17 protein-coding genes and 1 tRNA gene are annotated in these 21380 nt (G+C 65.8%); 12 read left to right on the plus strand and 6 right to left on the minus strand.

Annotated features, from left to right (window positions below; genetic code table 11):
• Positions 1 to 53: 53 nt before the first annotated feature.
• Genes rpmH through yihA form a run of 4 tightly spaced genes read left to right on the plus strand, consistent with a single transcriptional unit; the run spans position 54 to position 3066 of the window.
• Positions 54 to 188: a 50S ribosomal protein L34 gene (gene rpmH, locus HF680_RS14285; RefSeq protein WP_003164000.1), complete on the plus strand. Its 135-nt coding sequence runs from the start codon at positions 54 to 56 to the stop codon at positions 186 to 188.
• A 30-nt stretch (positions 189 to 218) separates the two neighbouring features.
• The gene (rnpA, locus tag HF680_RS14290; RefSeq protein ID WP_185225520.1) at positions 219 to 623 is read left to right on the plus strand and encodes a ribonuclease P protein component; all 405 of its coding nucleotides are present in this window, start codon (positions 219 to 221) and stop codon (positions 621 to 623) included.
• Entirely contained in the window at positions 620 to 2416 is a 1797-nt protein-coding gene (gene yidC, locus HF680_RS14295; protein ID WP_039246554.1) for a membrane protein insertase YidC, read from the plus strand. Before rnpA ends, yidC begins: the two co-directional genes overlap by 4 nt.
• Positions 2413 to 3066 (plus strand): ribosome biogenesis GTP-binding protein YihA/YsxC, encoded by a 654-nt coding sequence (gene yihA, locus HF680_RS14300; RefSeq protein WP_185225521.1) that lies wholly within the window; start codon positions 2413 to 2415, stop codon positions 3064 to 3066. Before yidC ends, yihA begins: the two co-directional genes overlap by 4 nt.
• 97 nt (positions 3067 to 3163) lie before the next feature.
• Here the strand turns inward: yihA and HF680_RS14305 are convergent, their stop codons facing one another.
• Positions 3164 to 6028: a M16 family metallopeptidase gene (locus HF680_RS14305; protein ID WP_185225522.1), complete on the minus strand. Its 2865-nt coding sequence runs from the start codon at positions 6026 to 6028 to the stop codon at positions 3164 to 3166.
• Between the two features lie 190 nt (positions 6029 to 6218).
• On the opposite strand from HF680_RS14305, the gene HF680_RS14310 reads away from it, so the two are divergent.
• A complete protein-coding gene (locus HF680_RS14310) occupies positions 6219 to 7457 on the plus strand; it encodes an argininosuccinate synthase (RefSeq protein WP_185225523.1) in 1239 nt (412 codons plus the stop codon).
• On the opposite strand, the gene HF680_RS14315 is transcribed toward HF680_RS14310, so the two are convergent.
• From HF680_RS14315 to HF680_RS14325, 3 genes are read right to left on the minus strand one after another with little or no spacing between them, the layout of a single operon-like run.
• Positions 7454 to 8755, minus strand: a complete 1302-nt coding sequence (locus tag HF680_RS14315) for a PQQ-dependent sugar dehydrogenase (protein ID WP_185225524.1) — start codon at positions 8753 to 8755, stop codon at positions 7454 to 7456. The two genes, HF680_RS14310 and HF680_RS14315, sit on opposite strands and share 4 nt — an antisense overlap.
• A 43-nt stretch (positions 8756 to 8798) precedes the next feature.
• The gene (locus HF680_RS14320) at positions 8799 to 10136 is read right to left on the minus strand and encodes an acetyl-CoA hydrolase/transferase family protein (RefSeq protein ID WP_276568695.1); all 1338 of its coding nucleotides are present in this window, start codon (positions 10134 to 10136) and stop codon (positions 8799 to 8801) included.
• 37 nt (positions 10137 to 10173) lie between these two features.
• A complete protein-coding gene (locus tag HF680_RS14325) occupies positions 10174 to 10956 on the minus strand; it encodes a phosphatase PAP2 family protein (protein WP_185225525.1) in 783 nt (260 codons plus the stop codon).
• A gap of 273 nt (positions 10957 to 11229) precedes the next feature.
• Here HF680_RS14325 and HF680_RS14330 point away from each other — a divergent pair, with 273 nt between their 5' ends.
• Positions 11230 to 13119 (plus strand): ribonucleoside-diphosphate reductase subunit alpha, encoded by a 1890-nt coding sequence (locus HF680_RS14330; protein ID WP_137720372.1) that lies wholly within the window; start codon positions 11230 to 11232, stop codon positions 13117 to 13119.
• 216 nt (positions 13120 to 13335) lie between these two features.
• Entirely contained in the window at positions 13336 to 14142 is an 807-nt protein-coding gene (locus tag HF680_RS14335) for a lipid A-modifier LpxR family protein (RefSeq protein ID WP_205196299.1), read from the plus strand.
• A 4-nt stretch (positions 14143 to 14146) separates the two neighbouring features.
• Here HF680_RS14335 and HF680_RS14340 read toward each other — a convergent pair whose 3' ends face one another.
• On the minus strand, positions 14147 to 15889 hold the full coding sequence (locus tag HF680_RS14340; protein ID WP_185225526.1) for a gamma-glutamyltransferase family protein: 1743 nt from the start codon (positions 15887 to 15889) through the stop codon (positions 14147 to 14149).
• 144 nt (positions 15890 to 16033) lie between these two features.
• Between HF680_RS14340 and HF680_RS14345 the strand changes: the two genes are divergently transcribed.
• Positions 16034 to 16110: transfer RNA gene (locus HF680_RS14345), tRNA-Arg, on the plus strand.
• 131 nt (positions 16111 to 16241) lie between these two features.
• Here the strand turns inward: HF680_RS14345 and HF680_RS14350 are convergent.
• The gene (locus HF680_RS14350; RefSeq protein ID WP_205196300.1) at positions 16242 to 17180 is read right to left on the minus strand and encodes a site-specific integrase; all 939 of its coding nucleotides are present in this window, start codon (positions 17178 to 17180) and stop codon (positions 16242 to 16244) included.
• Between the two features lie 1010 nt (positions 17181 to 18190).
• On the opposite strand from HF680_RS14350, the gene HF680_RS14355 reads away from it, so the two are divergent.
• From HF680_RS14355 to HF680_RS14370, 4 genes are all read left to right on the plus strand, one after another.
• Positions 18191 to 18517 (plus strand): hypothetical protein, encoded by a 327-nt coding sequence (locus HF680_RS14355; RefSeq protein ID WP_185225528.1) that lies wholly within the window; start codon positions 18191 to 18193, stop codon positions 18515 to 18517.
• A gap of 26 nt (positions 18518 to 18543) precedes the next feature.
• Positions 18544 to 18753 carry a hypothetical protein gene (locus HF680_RS14360; protein ID WP_185225529.1) on the plus strand — a complete coding sequence of 70 codons (210 nt, stop codon included), beginning with the start codon at positions 18544 to 18546 and terminating at the stop codon, positions 18751 to 18753.
• 139 nt (positions 18754 to 18892) lie between these two features.
• Positions 18893 to 19036: a hypothetical protein gene (locus tag HF680_RS14365; protein WP_185225530.1), complete on the plus strand. Its 144-nt coding sequence runs from the start codon at positions 18893 to 18895 to the stop codon at positions 19034 to 19036.
• A 202-nt stretch (positions 19037 to 19238) separates the two neighbouring features.
• Positions 19239 to 21371: a recombinase family protein gene (locus HF680_RS14370; RefSeq protein ID WP_185225531.1), complete on the plus strand. Its 2133-nt coding sequence runs from the start codon at positions 19239 to 19241 to the stop codon at positions 21369 to 21371.
• Positions 21372 to 21380 lie beyond the last annotated feature (9 nt).

Genomic DNA, 21380 nt, shown 5'->3' on the forward strand with positions numbered 1-21380 from the left:
GCGGCGGACGCCTCTTGCCCCGTCGCCCAACCTTTTAACGTCAGGAGCCGACCGTGAAGCGGACCTATCAGCCGTCGCGACTCGTGCGCAAGCGCCGTCACGGCTTCCGCAGCCGGATGGCCACCAAGAACGGCCAGAAGATTGTTGCGCGCCGTCGCGCCAAGGGCCGCAAGCGCCTGACGGCGTAAGCGGCTTACGCGTCCGGATTTTTTGGACGCATGAGCGACCCTTTACAGATCAAGCGTCTGTTGCGGCGGCCCCAGTTCCTGGCGGCCGCCAAAGGCGTTTCCGAGGCGCGCGGCGCGGTGGTGATCCAGCGGCTGGAGCGTGGCGACGGTTCGCCGCATATCGGCCTGGGCTTCACCGCCACCAAGAAGATCGGCGGGGCGGTTCAGCGCAACCGCGCCAAACGCCGTCTGCGCGAGGCCGCACGGGCCATGCTGGCCCAGCATGGCGTGCCCGGAAGCGACTATGTCTTCATCGCCCGCATGGGCACGACCGAGCGTGCGTGGGACCGTCTGCTTGACGACGTGAAATCGACGCTTACAAGGCTGGCGACACCCAAGGCCGATCGGCCTTCGCACGCCCGCGCCCCCTCCGGCCAGGACCGCCAGAATCCATGAAAAACGAAAACACGCGCAACACGATCATCTTCATCGTGTGCTCGGTCCTGATCATGGGGATCTACTATTTCGCCGTGCTGCGCCCGCAGGCCGAGCGTCGCGCCGTGCAACAGCAGGCCCAGGCCGAGCAGTCGCAGACCGCTGACAACGCCGCGCGCACGGCGCTGAGCCCGCAGGGGCCGACCTTCGTCACCGACCGCAGCCAGGCGCTAAGCACCGCCGCGCGTGTGCCGATCCAGTCCGGCACGCTGAAGGGTTCGCTGTCGCTTCAGGGCGGCCGGATCGACGACCTGTTCCTGACCGACTATCGCGAGGTTCAGGACAAGCCCCAGCCGGTGGAGCTGTTCCGCCCGCAGGGCATGCAGAACGCCTATTTCGCCCAGTTCGGCTGGACCGGCCCCAATGTCGCCGGCGGCGTGCCCGGACCCAATACCGTCTGGCGCCTGACCAATGGGTCGACGCTGACGCCGACGACGCCGGTCACACTGACCTGGGACAACGGCCAGGGCCTGCGCTTCACCCGTGTGATCTCGGTCGACGACAAATACGTCTTCTCGGTCCAGGACACGGTCCAGAACCTGGGCACGCAGGCGATCACCATCGCCCCCTACGGCAGCGTCCAGCGCCAGGGCGTGCCGCCCGCAGCCGGCTCGTCGCACATCGTCCACGAGGGCGCGATCGGCACCTTCGGCAAGCCGGGCGACTACCGGACCGAGCAGAAGAAATACAAGGACTGGTTGAAGGAGCCGCGGATCGAGAACGCCTCGACCGGCGGCTGGCTGGGCATCACCGACAAATACTGGCTGGCGGCCCTGCTGCCCCAGCAGAACGAGGCGGTCGAAACCGAATTCCGCGTGCGCGACCTGAACGGCGCCCAGCAGCTGGAAGCCAATGTCCTGGGCACCACCCGCACCATCCAGCCCGGCGCCACCGCGACCGAGACCCAGCGCCTGTTCGCCGGGGTCAAGCGCGCCGAGGTGCTGAAATCCTATGAGCAGAGCCTGAACCTGCCGCGCTTCGTCTATGCGATCGACTGGGGCATGTTCTGGTTCCTGACGCGTCCGATCTTCTGGATCCTGGAGAACGTCTACGGCCTGGTCGGCAGCTTCGGCGTCGCCATTCTGGCCCTGACCGTCATCGTCAAGCTGGTGATGTTCCCGCTGGCCAACAACGCCTACGCCTCGATGTCCAAGATGCGGAACCTCCAGCCCAAGATGGAGGAGATCAAGAAGAAGTTCAAAGACGACCCGCAGAAGCAGCAGCAGGAGACGATGGCCCTGTACCAGCGCGAGAAGATCAATCCGGTCGCCGGATGCCTTCCGCTGTTGCTGCAGATCCCGGTCTTCTACGCCCTGTACAAGGTGCTGACCGTGACCATCGAAATGCGTCACCAGCCGTTCCTGGGCTTCATCCATGACCTGTCGGCGCGCGACCCGTCGTCGATCTGGAACCTGTTCGGCCTGATCCCGTGGGATCCGGCGATGGCGCCGCTGATCGGCGGCCTGTTGGCCGGCCCGCTGCACCTGGGTCTGCTGGCGATCGCCTATGGCCTGACGATGTGGTTGCAGACGGCGATGAACCCGCCGGCGGCCGATCCGGTCCAGCGCCAGATCTTCCAGTTCATGCCGCTGCTGTTCACCTTCATCATGGCGCCGTTCGCGGCGGGCCTGCTGATCTACTGGGCCTGGTCCAACATCCTGACCATCCTGCAGCAGTATGTGATCATGCACCGCTACAAGGCCGAGAACCCGATCGATGCGTTCTTCGCCCGGTTCAAGAAGTCGCCGGCGTGATCGACGAGACCGAGTTCACGCCCGAGGACATCGAGGCGGCGCGCATTCTGTTCGCGCGGCCTGCGAACTTCGTCATGGGCGCGGCCAAGATCGAGCAGCTGCCCGACCCCGACCTGCCCGAGATCGCCTTCGCCGGGCGTTCGAACGTGGGCAAGTCCAGCCTGATCAACGGGCTGGTGGGCATGCACAAGCTGGCCCGCGCCTCGAACGAGCCGGGCCGCACGCGCGAGGTCAACTTCTTCGACCTGGACGGCCGGATGCGTCTGGTCGACCTGCCCGGCTACGGCTGGGCCAAGGCGTCCAAGACCACGGTCAAGAAGTTCCAGGATCTGGGCCGCGACTATCTGCGCGGGCGGGTGACGCTGAAGCGGGTCTATCTGCTGATCGACAGCCGCCACGGGCTGAAATCGGTGGATACGGAGGCGCTGGATGCGCTGGACCTGGCCGCCGTCAGCTATCAGATCGTCCTGACCAAGGCCGACAAGCTGAAGAAGGGCGAGGGCGAGGCCGTGCAGGCCGCGACCCTGAAGGCCATCTCCAAACGCCCCGCCGCCTTCCCGGTGGTGGCCCTGACGTCGTCGGAAAAGGGACTGGGCCTGCCCGAACTGCGCGCCGAGATCATGCGTACGACGGGCGCGACGCTGGACTAGAGGCCCTCATCGTCGGGCCAGGGCCCGAGCATGACGGCAAAAAGAAAAGGCCCGGAGATCGCTCTCCGGGCCTTCGTCGTTCGGGTCTGTCGTCGCCCTACTCGGCGGCGGGGGCTGCCGCGCGGACTTCGACGGGGATGCCCAGGGCGTCCAGTTGCGGCTTGACCACCGAGGCGTCGCCGACCACGACCCAGACGAACCGGGACGGATCGATGGCGGCCTTGGCGGCGGCGTCCAGTTGGGCGGCCGTCAGGGCGTTGGTGCGCGCCGCGATGGTTTCCGGATAGTCGTCCGGACGGCCCAGCAGGGCGTTGGAGCGCATGGCGCCCAGGACGGCGGCGGAGGTCTCGTAGCTGCCGGCCAGACGGCGGGTGTTGCCGTTGATCGTGCGTTGCAGCTCCTCGGGCGTCACGCCCTTGCCGCCCGACAGGAAGTCGTTGAACTGCTGGTTCAGGGCTTGGATGGCCGGGCCGGTCTTGTCTGCCTGGACCGGGGCGGTGATCAGATAGGGCACGCGTCCGGCGAACGGATTGACCGAGGCGTTGACGCCGTAGGACCAGCTCTTGGTCTCACGCAGATCCGAGTTGATGCGCGACAGGAAGTCGTTGCCGAGCACATTGTTCGCCGCGTTCAGCACCAACAGGTCGTCGGTGCCCGACAGGCCCAGAACCTCGCCGCCCATGATGTAGGACTGGGGCGATTGCGGACGGTCGATCAGCACGATCTTGGGCGTCGCGGCCGGGATCGGGGCCGAGAAGTCTTTGACGGCCTTGGCCGATGCGGGCGGGACCCATTGACCGAAGGCGCTGTCCAGGATCGGCGTCAGCTCGGCCAGGGGCCGGTCGGAGACGATGAACAGCTTGGCGTTGTCCGGACGGATCCACTTGGCGTAGTCGGCGCGGATGTCGGCGTCGGTGATCGCCTTGACGCTGGCCTCGTCGCCATTGCCGCTGAACGGACGGCCATAGGGGCTGTTGGGCCCGTACATCAGTTCCGGCAGGGCGCGGCTGGCCAATGCGGCCGGCTGGGTGCGCTCGGCGGCGATGCGCGACAGGCGGGTGGCGCGAAGGCGCTCCAGCTCGGCCGGGGCGAAGGCGGGATTGCGCACCACCTCGGCCATCAGATCCACCGAAGGCTTCAGGTTCGGCGTCACCGCCGACAGCTGGATGACCGAGCTGTCCATCGTCGCGCCAGTGGTGATGCTGGCGCCCAGGGCCTCTTGCGCCTCGGCCAGCTGCGTGGCGTTCAGAGTGCGGGTGCCCTCGTCCATCAGGTCCAGCATCAGGGTCTGCAGACCCAGTTTGGACCGGTCGTCGGCGGCCAGACCGGCGTCGAAGTCGAGCGCGATCTTCGTCGTCGGGGTGGCGTCGCGCTGGGCGTAGATCACCTCCATGCCGTTCGACAAGCGGGTGCGCTCGACGGCCGGGAAGTCGACGTTGGCGACCTGCCCGATCTCGGGCTTGGGCATGCGCGGCTTGCGCTCGATTTCCGGCGCCGGGGTGCGGTTGGCGCCGGACGGCGCGGCGGCCGCCTCCTGATAGGCTTCGCGCTGGCCGGGCAGGGTGGTCAGCGTATAGGCCGGACGGGTCAGCCACTTCTGCATCGCCGCCTTGACCTGGGCCGGCGTGACGGCGGCGTAGGCGGCCAGCTGCTTCTTGTAGAACTCAGGATCGCCGGCATAGAGCTGGCCTTCGGCGAGCGCCGTGGCCTTGCCGCCGAAGCCGCCGACCTGTTCTAGGCCCTGGATGCGGCGCGAGGCGTATTGGGTGACGACGCGGTTGATCTCGTCCTGCGTCGGGCCGTTCGCGATCAGGCCGTTCAGAATCTCGCGCATCCGCGCCTCGACGGCGGCGGGGTCTTCGCCCGGCTTGATCGTGGCGCTCATCTCGAAGATGCCGACGCGGTGGAAGGCGCTATTGCCGGCGCTGGCCGAGACGGCGGTCTGCTCGCCGCGCACCAGCTCATTGTCCAGGCGCGAGGAGGCCAGGCCGCCCAGGACCGAGGCAGCGACGCTGAGCGGCACCGAATCCGGGTCCAGCATGCCCGGCACGGCCCAGCTGACCTCGACCTGGGCGTTCGAGACGCGGTCGTGGGTGGTTTCGCTGAGCGGGGCGGACAGGGTCGGCACCGAGGCCTGGGCGGGATTGTTCACCGGACCCTTGGCGATCGGGCCGAAGTATTTGTCGGTCAGTTCACGCGCCTTGGCGGGGGTGATGTCGCCGGCCAGCACCAGAACGGCGTTGTTGGGGCCATAGTTGGAGGTGAACCAGTCGCGCACCGTCTGCATCGAGGCGGCGTCCAGGTCGGCCATCGAGCCGATGGTCGAGTGGCGATAGGGGTGGCCTTCGGGGAACAGGGCCTCCAGCTGCTTGTACTGGTTCAGGCCGTAGGGTTGGTTGTCGCCCTGACGCTTTTCGTTCTGAACGACGCCGCGTTGCAGATCGAGCGTCTCCTGGCTGATGGCGCCCAGCATGTAGCCCATGCGGTCGCTTTCCATGAACAGGGCCTGTTCCAGCGCCGGGGTCGGGACCGTCTCGAAATAGTTGGTGCGGTCGAAATAGGTGGTCCCGTTCATGTCGGTCGCGCCCATGTTGCGCATCGGCGTGAAATAGCTGCCGGGCGCATTTTCCGAGCCGCCGAACATCAGGTGTTCGAACAGGTGGGCGAAGCCGGTCTTGCCGGTCGGCTCGTCCTTGGAGCCGACATTGTACCAGACGGAGACGGCGACGACGGGAGCCTTGTGATCCTCATGGACCAGAACGGTCAGGCCGTTGTCGAGGGTGAACTTGGTGTAGGGGATGTCGACTTCGTTGATCAGCTGCGACACGGGCGCGGCCTGGACGGCGGGTGCTGCGGCCTGACCGGCGGCCTGGGCGGCGGGTGCGGCGGCCGCGGAGGCCCAGACGGGCGTTGAAACGGCCAGAAGGGCGGCGGCGGCGACGAGAGAGCCAGTGCGGCGCATGCGATATCCTCAGGATTGCAGTTGGAGGGGACCATAACGCCGGTCTGCCGCCTGGCAACGCGACCAAATGGAACATGACGAAAGGTTCATGTTCTCGCCCGCGCGACCCGGAAAAGGTTGCATCGCCGCACCCCCGGTCTTATGCGCGCGTCAACTCCCCGACTGACCGCCCCTTGCTGAAAGAGCCGCCATGTCCGCCCCCGCCGACAAGCCCGTCAAGAAAGTCGTCCTCGCCTATTCGGGCGGGCTGGACACCTCGATCATCCTGAAGTGGCTGCAGACCGAATATAACGCCGAGGTCGTGACCTTCACCGCCGACCTGGGCCAGGGCGAGGAGCTTGGCCCGGCGCGCGAGAAGGCGCTGAAGCTGGGCATCAAGCCCGAGAACATCTTCATCGACGACCTGCGCGAAGAGTTCGTGCGCGACTTCGTCTTCCCCATGTTCCGCGCCAACGCCCAGTATGAGGGCGACTATCTGCTGGGCACCTCCATCGCCCGGCCGCTGATCTCCAAGCGCCAGATCGAGATCGCCCGTCAGGTCGGCGCCGACGCCGTCTGTCACGGCGCAACCGGAAAGGGTAACGATCAGGTCCGCTTCGAGCTGGGCTACTATGCGCTGGAGCCCGACATCCGCGTCATCGCCCCGTGGCGCGAGTGGGCGTTCCGCAGCCGCGAGGCCCTGCTGGACTTCGCCGAAAAGAACCAGATCCCCATCGCCAAGGACAAGCGCGGCGAGGCGCCCTTCAGCGTCGACGCCAACCTTCTGCACTCCTCGTCCGAGGGCAAGGTGCTGGAAGACCCGGCGGTCGAGGCGCCGGAGTTCGTCCACCAGCGCACGATCAGCCCCGAAGACGCGCCGGATAAGGCCACCGTCATCGAGATCGGCTTCGAAAAGGGCGACGCCGTCTCGATCAACGGCGAGGCCATGTCGCCCGCCACCATCCTGACCGCCCTGAACCAGTATGGCCACGACAACGGCATCGGCCGTCTGGACCTGGTCGAGAACCGTTTCGTCGGCATGAAGTCGCGCGGCGTCTATGAGACCCCTGGCGGGACCATACTGATCGCGGCCCACCGCGGCATCGAAAGCATCACCCTAGACGGCGGCTCCATGCACCTGAAGGACCAGCTGATGCCGAAATACGCCGAGCTGATCTACAACGGTTTCTGGTTCTCGCCCGAGCGCGAGATGCTGCAGGCCGCCATCGACAAGAGCCAGGAAAACGTCTCCGGCACGGTCAAGGTCAAGCTGTACAAGGGCAATGTCTCGGTCATCGGCCGCGAAAGCCCCAACAGCCTGTACGATCAGGACCTGGTGACCTTCGAAGAAGGCGTCCAGGCCTACGACCACAAGGACGCGGCCGGCTTCATCAAGCTGAACGCCCTTCGCCTGCGCGTCCTGGCCAAGCGCGACGCTCGCAAGAGCTAGGGCGTCTTATCCGACCGGGCGATCCTGAGGATCGCCCGGTTTCGGTCGTCCGTGACCCAGATCGATCCGTCGGCGGCGACGGCCAGCACGACCGGCGCGCCGCGCGGCTGACGGCCTGAGACCGTGTCCCAGCCCGGCGTCAGCACCTTTCCGCGTAGGCTGGGCGCGCCGGCGGGATAGGACAGGGCGCCGCGCGGATAGATGGCGTAGCGGCCGCCGATATCGGTCAGGGGGCGGCCCTCGCCATCCGTCTCGGCCGCCACGATCCGGCCGCCCGCGCGACGATAGCCGTGCCAGCTCATCAGCAGCCGGCCGCGCAGTTCGGGGAACATCGCCCCGTCGTAATAGATCAGGTCCAGCGGCGCGGCGTGCGGCGGCAGCAGGGCGACCGGGCGGTCGCGCTGGCTGCATCGCGCCTGGCCCGCGCTCCAGCCCGGCAGGGGCGTCGCCAGATCGACGCAATAGGGCCAGCCGTAATGGCCGCCCTGACGCAGGACATTGATCTCGTCATAGGGATGGTCGGGCGTGGTCAGATCGACGGAGTTCTCGCCTTGCAGGATCGTGCCCGACGGGTGCCGGACCAGGGCGATGGAGTTGCGCAGGCCCGAGGCGAAAACGGTGCTGTCGTCGGCCCAGCGGCCGTTGCCCAGATAGGCGTGACGCCGCACCTGGGCCGTCGCCGCGCTGTCGATGCAGGCGCCGGACGCATTGGCGCGCGCCCGGCCTCGCGCATCCACGCAGCGGTCGCTGGGGGCGCCGACATTGACCAGCAGGTCGCCGTTCTCATCGAAGACGAAGCTGGACAGGGGGTGGCGATTGGCGTGCAGACGATTGTCAGGCAGGTCGCCGATCACGGTGCGCACCGTCGCCGCCGGATCGGCCGCGTCGGGGTCAAGTGTCAGGATGCGGTTCATCTCGGACACATAGATGCGCCCGTCCGGCCCGCGCGCCGCCGTGTGCGGCATGCTCAGGCCTTGCGCCAGCTGGCGCCAGCGCGGCGCACCGTCGACGCCGAACGACAGCCGCCAGATCGCGCCGCGTCCCTGATCCCAACTGCCCAGATCCGTCACCAACCAGTCGCCGTCGTGTAGCGCCAGCAGGCCGCGCGGCATTCGCGGTCCCTCGGCCCCCGTTCCCTGCCAGACCAGCCCCAGGCAATAGCCGGGCGCCATCCGCACGGTGGTCATGGGCCGCCCGCCGCAGTCGCCGTCGGTCGCATAGGCGCCTTGCGCCGCCCTGGCGCTGACAGGCGCGGCGACGAGCAGGGACAGCAGGGCCAGCAGGCGGACGGTCTTCATGACGCCAGAAGTCCCGACGGACGGCCCAAGATCAAGTGGGGCGTCAGATCAGACCCTGCTCGCGCGCCGCCGCCGTCAGGCCGTCGCGAAACTCGGGCGCGGCCAGGGCGATCAGGGCGCGGGCGCGCTCGCTGGACGACTTGCCCTTCAGATTGGTCCAGCCGTGTTCGGTGGCGACGATGTTGGTGTCGTTGCGGGGGGTGGTGACCGGCCCGTCAAGCCGCGCGACGATGCGTGAGGCCGTTCCCTTCGCCGCCGTGGAATGACAAGCGATGATCGACTTGCCGCCCTGCGATCCATAGGTGCCGCGCACGAAGTCCAGCTGGCCCCCGGCGGCCGTGAACTGGCGCCCGTTCAAAAACTCCGAGCAGCAGGCGCCGGTCAGGTCGACTTGAAGCGTGGCGTTGACCGAGATCATCTTCGCATTGCGTGCGATCACGGCCGGGTCGTTCACATAGGAGACCGGATGGGCCTCCATGCCGCGATTGCCGTCGAGGAATTCATAGGTGTTGAGGTCGCCCATCGAGAAGGCGAAGACGCCCACGCCCGGATGCAGGGTCTTGCGGGCATGGTTGGCCACGCCGGCCTGCATCAGCTCGACCAGGCCGGGCGTCAGCATCTCGGTGTGAACGCCCAGATCGCGGTGGTCCATCAGGGCGTCGCAGACGGCGTTGGGCAGGGCGCCGATCCCCATCTGAAGCGTCGCCCCGTCCTCGACCAGGCCGGCGATGATGCGGCCGATGGCCAGGTCCGCCGGCTGAGGCTCGGCGCGCGGCACGACCAGCAGGGGCGCAGCATGTTCGACGATGCCGGCGACCTGGGATACATGGACGGTGCATTCGCCGAACACGCGCGGCATGTGCGGATTGACCTCGACGATCACCGTCCGGGCCGTCTGCGACACCGGCTTGGCGTAGTCGGTGTTGGTCCCGAACGAGAAGAAGCCGTCCGCATCCATCGGCGAGACGGTGCAGATCAGGGCATCCACCTTGACCTCGTCGCACAGCAGGCGGGGCGACTGCTGAAAGCCCGTGGGGATGAACTGCACGGGGTTGGGGCGGCCCTCCTCGTGCGCGCGCTGTTCCAGCCGGCGTTCGATGGCGCTGTGGAACAGGCTCCAGGGGCGGATCCGATCCATCAGCTCATAGCGCAGCACCGTGTCGCCTGCGATGGCGGTCGAGAGCAGGTAGTAGAGGTTCACATCCTCGACCTCGCCGCGCTCGGCCCGTTCGGCCAAGGCCTTGAGCAGGGCGGGCGGCTGAGACACGCCGAGGCCCATGGCGACCTTGGCGCCCGAAACGATCAGGGCGGCGGCCTGGTCGGGGGTCTTCAGGCGTTCGGCGTAAAGGGCGGCGTGGTCCATGGCGTGCGTCTCCGTCATGTCTCCAGACTAGCCTGCCGAGCGGCGGATGGCGGGCCTAGACTTTGGTCGCGGCGATCGTCGTCTCGACCTCGATGGGCGACGGCTCGTCCTGCAACGGCGCCCGGCGGCGCTTCTGCCAGCGCGCCACCCCATAGGCGACCAGCCACAGGGCCATGGCCCAGGCCGCGCCGACCGCCCAGCCGGCGAAGACGTCGGTGGCCCAGTGGGCGCCCAGATAGATGCGCGTCAGCCCGACCAGCAAGGCCAGCAGAATGCCGACGCCCAGCACGAAGACCTTGAATCGCTCGCGCGGGAAGGCGCGTGTCAACATGACGGCGACGCTGAGATAGAAGACGGTGGATAGCAGGGCGTGGCCTGAGGGGAAGCTGGCGTTGATCGTCTCCACCGCCTGCATGGCCGCAGGGGGCCGGGCGCGTTCGAACACGGCCTTCAGGCCTTCCGACAGCGCGACGCCCCCGGCCAGGCCCACGACCAGCAGCAGGGACGACAGCCATTTCCGCTGGCTCAGCAGGAAGACGATCACGATCAGGGCGAACAGCCCCAGCACCGAGATGCCGCCCAGCGAGGTGATGTCCGCCGCCGCCTCCTTCAGCCACCACGGCCCCCACGGTCGGCCCGGGTCGTCGGCATAGGGGCGCATCAGCGCCAGGACATGAAGGTCAAAGGCTTGGCCCTCGCCTTCGGTCATCTCATCGGCGAGACCGGCGAAGCTCAGAACGCCGCCGGCGACGACCAGCAGGGCCAGAAGCGCGGCGATCTCCGTGCGGGCGACCGTCAGGACGCGTATCAAAAAGGCGCGGACATCGGAAAGCGTCATGGGCGAGCCAACGGCCAAGCTGGGCAGTCGTTCCGATCACGCGTTCGTGATCGCGCCGTCGCAGGCGCGCAAAACGGACGTGCTGGCTTGCGTGCGGGCTTTTCCCCAGGCGGCTGGGACTTGTCCGACCGATTCGCCCACAATGGTCGGCGTCAACCCGTTGACGGGTCATTAGGCATATGCGCCCTATATGTGGGCTCGGGGAGCGCAGAGGCCACAAGATGATGTGGTCGCGGCGCGGGCGGCTCAAACGATTTTTTGTTCAGGACGCAGATGACCATGGCTGGCGGCGAGGCATTGAAGACGACGGAATTCCAAGGCGTTGCGGCGACGCCGACGCCGGAACGCCCCCACTTGACCGTGGTCAAATCGGTCCAGGTCGACCGCTCGCGCGACGATCTGCTGACCGACTTCGGCAAGAAGACGCTGGAAGATCGCTATCTGCTGCCGGGCGAAAGCTATCAGGACATGTTCGCGCGTGTCTCGACCGCCTTCTCGGACGACGCCGAACACGCCCAGCGCCTGTATGACTATATGAGCCGCCTGTGGTTCATGCCGGCGACCCCGGTCCTGTCGAACGGCGGCGCGGATCGCGGCCTGCCCATCTCCTGTTTCCTGAACGCGGTGGGCGACAGCCTGGACGGCATCCAGAACGTCTGGAACGAGAACGTGGCCCTGGCCTCCAACGGCGGCGGCATCGGCACCTATTGGGGGGGCGTCCGCTCCATCGGCGAAAAGGTGAAGGGTGCGGGCAAGACCTCGGGCATCATCCCCTTCATCCGCGTGATGGACAGCCTGACGTTGGCGATCAGCCAGGGTTCGCTGCGCCGCGGTTCGGCCGCCGTCTATCTGGATATCCACCACCCGGAAATCGAAGAGTTCCTGGAGATCCGCAAACCGTCGGGCGACTTCAATCGCAAGTCCCTGAACCTGCACCACGGCATCAACGTCACTGACGAGTTCATGGAAGCCGTCAAGGTCGGCGGAACCTTCGACCTGAAGTCGCCCAAGGACGGCGCGGTCATGAAGACCGTCGACGCCCGTTCGCTGTGGACCAAGCTGCTCGACATCCGCATGCAGACCGGCGAGCCCTATCTGATCTTCTCGGACACGGTGAACCGCCAGATGGCGCCGCACCAGCGCGACCTGGGCCTGAAGGTCAAACAGTCGAACCTGTGCGCCGAGATCATGCTGCACACCGGCCGCGACCACCTAGGCGTGGACCGGACCGCCGTCTGCTGCCTGTCGTCGGTCAACGCCGAGACCTTCCTGGAGTGGCGCGAGGAGCCGCGCTTCGTCGAGGACCTGATGCGGTTCCTGGACAATGTGCTGGAAGACTTCATCCGCCGCGCCCCGCCCGCCATGGCCGCCGCCGTCTATTCGGCCAAGCGCGAGCGTTCGGTGGGTCTGGGTCTGATGGGCTTCCACTCCTTCCTGCAGGGGCAGGGCGTCGCCTTCGAAAGCGCCATGGCCAAGTCGTGGAACATGCGCCTGTTCAAGCACCTGCGTCGCGAGGCCGACAAGGCCAGCCGCCTGCTGGCCGAAGAGAAGGGCCCGTGCCTGGACGCCGAGGAGCGCGGCGTGATGGAGCGGTTCAGCCACAAGCTGGCCATCGCCCCCACCGCCTCGATCTCGATCATCTGCGGCGGCACGTCGGCGGGCATCGAGCCGATCCCGGCCAACATCTACACCCACAAGACCCTGTCGGGCTCGTTCGCGGTCAAGAACCCCTATCTGGAGCGCCTGCTCGACGAGAAGGGCATCAACACCGAGGCGGTGTGGAGCTCCATCCTGGAGAACGAAGGTTCGGTCCAGCACCTCGACGCCCTGAACGAGGACGAGAAGGGCGTCTTCAAGACCGCCTTCGAACTGGACCAGCGCTGGGTGATCGAACTGGCCGCCGACCGCGCGCCGGAAATCTGCCAGGCCCAGTCGCTGAACCTGTTCATCCCCGGCGACGTGAACAAGTGGGACCTGCATATGCTGCACTGGTCCGCCTGGGAGCGCGGCGTGAAGTCGCTGTATTATCTACGCTCGAAGTCGGTGCAGCGCGCCGCCTTCGCGGGCGCCGAGGACAAGGCCGAGGCCGAGATCGATCCGAACCAGCCCGATCTCTTCTCCCTGCCCAAAACCGACTACGACGAGTGCCTGGCCTGCCAATAGGGCCATCCGCACCGAACGATCCGAAGGGCTCCGCGACAGCGGGGCCCTTTTTCGTTTGGGAACCCCGGCTGGTCGTCCTCGTTCAAAAGCGACGAAACCATGACCAAAAGCCGTTGGACTCTTGCGCCTGAGGGTTGCAGTGTATGTCCAGCGGATCGGTGGGGAGACCGGATGCGATTAGAGGCCTGTATTGTCGGCTTGGGGGGCGTGTTGGCGATGGCCGGCGCGAGCGCCGCCTGTGCACAGACCTGGGCCCCCAACGCCTTCGACGCCTCGCCCGATGTCGAGGCGCGCCTGACCGAACAGACCAGTTTCCGCGTTGCGCCGGACGCCCGGTTCGGCGCCCAGATCGAAATCCCGACGGCCTTCCGTCCTGACGACCGGTCCGGCCTGTCCGCCAGCACGCGCAACGACGTCTGGATCGATCGCACCGACTTCACCGACCGGGTGACGCTGGAGACGGCCGGCCGTCTGCGCCGCGCCGACGGCTCGCCCCTGCCGGTCACGCCCGTCGATCGGGCCGAACTGGACCCTGACGCTTATGATCTGCGCTATGTGCGCGGTTTCCGTGGCGCGCGCGGCCATACCGCCTCGGGCCTCGAGGTCAGCCTGACGCCCCATGCGGGCCTGGGCGTCGGCAGCGAAGGCCGTTCGGCCGAGGCCGGCGTCACCCTCAAGATCGGCGAGGGGCTGGATCGTCTGGCCCCCAACGGCCGCGAACGGTTCGGCGAGCGGCCGCGCTGGTATCTGTACGCCGCCGGGTCGGGCCGGGCCGTGGGCTACAACTTCGCCCGCACCCGCGACGGCGACTACACCCGCTCGGGCTACACCCAGGACAAGGGCAGCTTCCTGGGCGACGCCTCGATCGGCGTGGCCTATCGCAAGGGCGACATGCAGACCTCGTTCGGCGTCGTCTATCGCGAGATCGACGCCGGCAAGGGTCTGCGCGGCATGAACGGCCTGGACACCGACGTCAGCGAAGGCCTGCTGGCCTTCCAGCTGTCGATCCGTCCCGGCCGCTGAGCCCTTAGCGAACCTCCGAGACCGCCACGCCCTCGCGACGCGGATCGGCTCCGCCGTCCCAACGACCACCGCGCCAGATCGCGCCGTGCAGGCCTGAAGTCTCGGTGGCGTTCGGCCTCAACGCCATGCCCGCCGTCGCCAGGGCGTCGCGGATATCCGGCGCGATCATGTCGGTGTCGGCCCCGACCATCTCGCCCCGCACCACCAGATTGGGCAGGGCGATCGCCTGCTGCATCGACAGGCCCCAGTCCATAGTCCCGACCAGGGCCTTGGCGACATAGGCCAGGATGCTGGACCCGCCCGGCGAGCCGATAGCGCCGACCAGCCGCCCCTGACGGTCCAGGATCAGCACCGGCGTCATCGACGAGCGCGGCCGCTTGCCCGCCGCCACCGCATTGGCGGCCGGATGTCCGTCCTCCTGCGGCGTGAAGGAGAAATCGGTTAGCTGGTTGTTCAGGAAGAAGCCGTCGACCATCCGCCCATTGCCGAAGATGCTCTCGACCGTCGTGGTCATGCTGACCGCATTGCCCCAGGCGTCCACCACGACCATATGCGAGGTGCCGCCCGGCTCGGCCGTCTGATCGGCCCCGCGCGGCGGCGACCCCGTCGGTGCGCCGGCCTCCACAGGCCCGTTCACCTGAGGGGCCAGGGCCGCGCGCGACGCGACATAGTCGGGATCCAGCAGGCCGGCGATCGGCACGCCGACGAAATCGTTGTCGCCGATATAGCGGTCCCGGTCGGCGTACATCAGCCGCTGCAATCGCCCGAACGCGACCCAGGCCTCAGGGCTCTTGGCCCCCTTGTCCAGATCCGGCGTCTCCTCGGCCATGGCCAGGAACTGCAGCAACGCCACCCCGCTGGATGGCGGCGGCGGCACGCAGACCACATAGGCCTGATACGGCCGGCAAAGCGCGTCGCGGCGCAAAGGGCGATAGCCGGCGATGTCCGCCTCGGTCAGACCGCCGGGACGCGGCCCTTCGCGAACCGCCGCTGCGATGTCAGCCCCGATCGGCCCGCCATAAAAGACGCCCGGCCCCTGCTGCGCCAGTCGCGCGACCGTCTCGGCATAGGCGGGGTTCTTCAACGTATCGCCGGCCTGATACTGCGTGCCGTCCGGCTTGGTGAAATAGGCGCTGGCCCACCGCGTCCGCGCCTGCGGACTGCGTCCATTGATCATGCCGGCCAGACGCGGGCTGACCGTGAACCCGTCGCGCGCCAGCCGTTCGGCGTCCCCGAACAGGTCGCGCCAGGCCAGCTTGCCGTGATCCTTCTGCGCCATCGCCAGCATGGCCACCGCCCCCGGCGCCCCGGTCGAGCGGCCCGACAGCACCGCGTCGATGAAGGGCAGGGGCTTGCCGTCCTCATAAAACAGTTCGGGCGTCGCCGACGCCGGGGCCGTCTCGCGCCCGTCATAGGCCGTGACGGTGCCGGTCTCGGCGTCATAGCTCATCAGGAAGGCCCCGCCCCCCAAGCCCGACGACTGCGGCTCCACCAACCCCAGCACCGCCTGGATCGCCACCGCGGCGTCCACGGCCGATCCGCCACGCCGCAACACGGTCATCCCCGCCTCGACCGCGAGCGGATTCGCCGCCGCCACAAACGGCCCCCGAGCGGGCGTTGCGGCCGACACGGTCGGCGGCGACGCTGTCGCCGGCGTGGGCGCGCCTTGGCTGGCTGTCGCGGTCTGGCATCCCGCCATCAGGACGGGAACCAGCACAGCGGCGATCTGGCGACGAAAGGAACGCATGGAAAATCCGAAAGCAGGGGAGCGTCAGACAGGCCTAAGCCGTCGCAGCCGCCACGCCAACCGCTTCAGACGCAGAAACTGCATTCCCCCGCTTGCGTCCGCCCGATCCACCGGCTAAAGACCCGCCCTCGCCGCAAGGCAGCCGCACCCGTAGCTCAGCTGGATAGAGCATCAGACTACGAATCTGAGGGTCGGGCGTTCGAATCGCTCCGGGTGCGCCACTTGCTTTCTCCTTTGAAAGCAATCTTTTGGTCTCAAGGCGAGTTCCCACAAAACCTGAAGCGGCCGGCTGTTTTTACAGTGGTTTTACAGGCTTTTTTACAGAGCGATCGCAGCATCGTTTTCCGATGCGTTAGGCGTCTTTTTTCGACATCGCGCGCACAGACTGATCGATCCGGTCTTGGGCCGCATCCGCGAGGCGGCGACGGCTGGCTTGGCGACGATAGATTCGCGCCGCTCGATCGGTCGCATGTTCCAGGTGGCTCATGATTTCGGCGTCGGAGCCGCCCGACTCGGCGATCTCATTGCCTCGCGCATGTCGTAGGCCGTGGATGTCCAGCGGACAGGTGAGCTCGCCTTTGGCGTTGACCCCGGCTCGAACCTTTCCTGCCTTGGCTAGGCTCAACAGAACCCGATCCAGCGACTGGTTCAGCCCTCGTTCGCGGAAGGGCTGTCCACGGTCGTTGTAGGCGATTGTAGGGCCTCGATCCGGCGTGCTGTCGATCAAGGCTGTAAGGCGGGGATCCTCCCGCTTGTCGCAGGCCACCTTTCGTTTCTCCGTGAGCCACAGAAGGCGGATGTGCTCAGAGCCGTCCGAGGCGCGTGTGGGGACGCGAGCGGACCTGGGGAGGGCGCAGATCGTCTGGCGTCTGAAGCCGGCATACCGGCCAAGGCCTACCGCCCGCGCTAGTCCGGGAAGGCCGCGCCTGAGGCATTCCTCCAGCACTGCAGAGACTTCGTCGTCCGTCCAGGTCGGATGAGGCTCGCCGAGGGCGTGCGGGCGTTTGACCTTTGCGAGTTTTAGAAAGGGGTCACCGGAGATGCGGTCATCGGTCTGATCGTCGATCGCCGGCGCTAGAGCGTTTTTCAGCACCTGCATGCGAAGGTTCGCCGCCCGGTGTCCGCGCGGCGCCCAGTCGTCCCTCACCGCCCGCAACCATGCCTGGGACACATCGGAGAGCATGACGTCGCCGAGATCCGAGATCATCTCGTCGATGTAGTCCTGGTAGGCGCGCTGGGTGGAGCGCGCTTTAGAGATGAACTCGGCCGACCTGTTGTAAGCGGACAGCATGCCGCCGATCGTATTGGGGCGAGGGGTCTTTGCAGCAGTCTCCGCCGTCGCCATACGGCGCAGGATGGCGGCGACCTCCGCCCGCAACGCCTCGGAGCCATCGGGCGACAGGAGAGGGCCTTCACGATAGGCGCCCTTTCGAAAGTACAGATAGGTCTGGCCGTTGCGACGGTTGCGTTGGACGTATCGAATAGGCGGACTGGGCTCGTCCGTCACGACCGACGCCCGGCGGTTCGAGCTCTGACTCTCTCAAGGGCGTCTTCTGTGCGGCTCCCGCTCTGCAGGCCGTCCTGTGCGTCCGGAGGTGAGGGCGGCGCATGGGTTTCGCCGCGTTGTGGGAGAGTCTCCAGCCATGCGTCGATGTCTGAACGCCTGTAACGTACGCATCGTGCTCCAAGGTCGAGCGGACGGACGGTAAGGATGCCTCCGAGCGTCTCTTTGCTCATCCCCGTATAGGCCGACAGCACATCCTGGCTGAGCAGGGCCGGCCAGGCGTCCGGTATGTATTTGGGATCACTCGGTGACCGCCGCTGGACACTTCGTTCGACGGCATCGTGCCTAGGCCGTTCCGGAAGCCAGGGACTAGCGGCTCTAACCCGTCCGTCTGCCTGCCTTTCAATCCTTATCAACTGGGTGGCCAGCGCGTGAAAGCGGTCGTTGTTCGCGCTTCTGGAACATGTCTGTGCGGGAAGTCTGATGGGCGAGCCCATGACGATCTGCCTCGTGCTGACGGCGTCGAATCGCCGAACGGGGCAATCATTTATTGCTCTCGGATTGCCAAATCAAGCAAGAAAGTTGTCAGGATTTGCCGCGCGGAGGGTGCGCGACCCGGCCGTCACGGCTCTTCATGTCGCGAGGCAAGCTGTATGTTTATGGGTTTGCTTATGAATTTCGGCCGTAGCGGACCAGGAGTGTCAAGTGCTATTTTCGACAACAAAATCAGATAATTAATCCGTTGCATCTGAAGCGTTATCGCTCATGCTTAGGAAGTCCAAGCATAAGGAGGTGCAATGATGGAGTCGAGTATCCCCAAACCGATCGCCCGCGAGGCGTTCGAGCGAGCGGAGATCGCGAAGGGTGAAATCGTGCTGAGGGGGTCGGCGCGGCTCGTCGGGTCCGAGGCCCTTCAGCCAATCGATCTCATCCGCGAGATCGTCGATGCCGAGCCGTTCGCACTCAACGACGCGGTCGTGGAGCGTGTGCTCCACCTGCTGGTGGAAGTGGTCGTGAAGGCCGGCGTCGCTGGCGCGGGCGTCAAAGTGCCCGAGCTTGGGACATTCGACGCCACCGGCGTCGACGGAAAGATGGTGTTTCGATTTTACGAGGGCGACCAATGAGCGGAGAGCGACCGACGAGGTTTCAAGTGTTCTACCTGTGCGCTCAGCTCCGCGATGGCACCGTCGAGCGCCGCAGTCCTTGGATCAGCGACGAATGGCTGCGTGCCGAGCTGGCAAAGGATCCAAGTCTGGACCGTTGGGTCGATCTCCCAGACGAGTTCGTGGAGCACGGCATCACCTACCCCCTGCCTTACGAGGAAGAACAGACTGTCGGTAATGGAGGTGAGCGTGAATAGCCTTGGCCAGATACGTTGCGCGGTCAAACGTCAGCTGTTCGCCAGCGTGCATTCTTTCGCCCGGAGAACGAGGCGGAAGCCCCGTTCTCTTCGGCTCAATCTGCGACGTAGGGAGTTGGTCATAGACGTCCACGGACGCATGGCGATCGGGCTCATCGACGGCGAGTACAAGGCCGTCGGCAGCGATCCGTCCCAGGTCATGCGCCGACTGATTGAGATGGTGCGATCTGCCAGTCCCCATCCGAATGTGGATGGGGAAGATCGGATGTCCGAGGAGGGCTGAGGCATGTCAGATCGATGCAGCACATATTCGCCGGCCTCGCCGACTTCGGGATGTCTGGATGAGGAGCTCTGGCGCCGCGCACAGGTTCGACGCGAACGGGATATGTATCCTGAGCTATCAGATGAGGACCGTTTGCTGCTGCCGCTGGTGCTCAGCCTCGCTCGTCTCGCTGCCCAGCGTGACGCAAAGGGAGGTGACCGTCATGTTTGACAAGCCGCTGCCGCCGCCTGGGTCGCGGGCCATCTTGCTTGGCCGGTTTTCCGACAGCCATCAAAACCCGATGTCTGCGGATGACCAGATCGCCGTACTGCGAGCCGATTGCGAGCGTCACGGGTGGGTGGTCGTGGGCGAGTTTCAAGACAAGGCCAAGTCCGGACGGTCAGTTGCGCGTCGGACGGGATACCTTGATGCAATGGCCGCCGCCGAAGCGGGGTTGGCTGATGTGATCTGCGTGTTTCACCTGGATCGCTTGGGCCGCAACGCGCGAGAGCTCCATCATGCCAACTATCGCCTGAAGGACGCCAATGTTGTGATCTACACGCACGACAAGGGTGTGATGTCGCGGATGGAGTTTTCGCTCTTCGCCGAGATAGCGGAGATGGAGAGCGAGAAGATCGCTGAGCGTACCACCAGAGGGCGACTGGCTGCGGCTATGCGTGGCAAAATCATGGGCGAGCCTCCCTACGGCTTCCATCACGTCAATGAGCTGGATGAAAGCGGAAACCCAAAACTCAATAGTCGAGGTGCGCATATCAAGCGGCTCGAGATCGACCCCGTCACGTCCAGGGTCGTGCTTCGGGTCAACGAGGATTTTGATGCCGGAAAGAGCCCGCATCAAATCGCTGTGGAGTTAACCAAGGAGGGAATCCCCACGCCCGAGGGCGGGAAAATGTGGCACCCGAACACGATCATCGGCGTGAGCCGGTCAATGTCAGGACTGCTTCGCAACCCGATCATTGTCGGCAAGGTCATTCATGGCAAGGTGAAGACATCTTATGACGAAAAGACCGGCCGAGTAACCAGACGCAAGAATGATGTGGCCGATCGGATCGAGCATGATGCGCCGTGGCTGCGCATCGTTCCTCAAGACATCTGGGACCGAAACCAGGAGCGTCTGTCCAGGCGCCCGCCATCCAAACTGCGCGATCGTCGTCGTCCGACTTATCTGCTCAGCGGACTGGTCCGGTGCGGCATGTGCGGAGGGCCGTTCAACCAGGTTGCGACCAACATGGGCTGTACCGCCCATCGTATGAAAGCGTGTGCGAATGCACGGCTCGTTCGGCGAGAGGCCCTTGAACAGGTGGTCTTGGAGGGATTGGCGCAACGTCTATCCCGCCCCAGTATCGTTGAATGGTTTATCCCGGAATATCTGCGAGAACAGGGGCCTGCGCGTGCCGAAGGTGGGGATAGGTATGAACGATCAAAACTGCGCCTTGGCGAGGTCGAGCGAGAGATTAACAACCTCATCTCGCAGGCCAAATCCGGCGCCAGCGGATATGCGGCAGCGCTGATAAACGACAATCTGAACACGCTCGGCGCTGAAAAGGATCGGCTCGATCGCGAGATGCGTGCTGGGCCTCCTGCCGCACCGGCAAGCCTCACCACGGAGGTGCTGACGCAACGCATTGCTGTCTTGTTGCAGAATCTTGGGGTGGCGCTGACGGGCGATGAACGCGACGCCACGCGCGCCAAGGCTATTCTGCGCGGCCTCATCTCCAAGATCACTGTGAGCCCATACGACGCCGAAGGCCGCAGGCCTGACGGGCGGGGGGCGGGAGCCGTCAGGGTGATGGTCGAAGGCGAGATCAGCCGCTTGGTCGATCATGCCATGCTTGATCGGAAGATTATGCATGGGCGTGGTGCCGAGGACGTGCATGGACTTCCGATCGCCACCTTCCGGTTTTGGGTGGATTTGCACCGGACGCTCACGGCGGAGGAAGAAGGAATCTGGCGCGACGCTGCCATAATTGCGCGCCTGCTCGATGATGCGGATCGGCCCTTGCCTTTCAGTGAAATGATCAGTGCTTTCAATGACCGTGGTCGTGAACCCACGGCATTGGAGGTTAAACTCGACGAGACCCGCGCTCGCATAGCTTTGGCGCAATTCAGGAGGGATGGCTCTGTTCGCTCAATACGTCTGGGTCAAACCAATCGCGGATGGGTGTGGAACGACCGTGACCTCACAGATGAACAATGGCGTGCGCTTTATGAGCAGCAGACAAGCAGTCGACCGCCGCGATTTTCCGGTGCTTATGCGCAGGCGACGTTCGAACCGATACGAGCGTCTGCGCCCGAGGCGGATGTTACCGTCGTCGGATCGGGAGCAATCACGTGACCGATTCCC

This window comes from Brevundimonas huaxiensis, from assembly GCF_014218725.1.
GTDB lineage: Bacteria > Pseudomonadota > Alphaproteobacteria > Caulobacterales > Caulobacteraceae > Brevundimonas > Brevundimonas huaxiensis.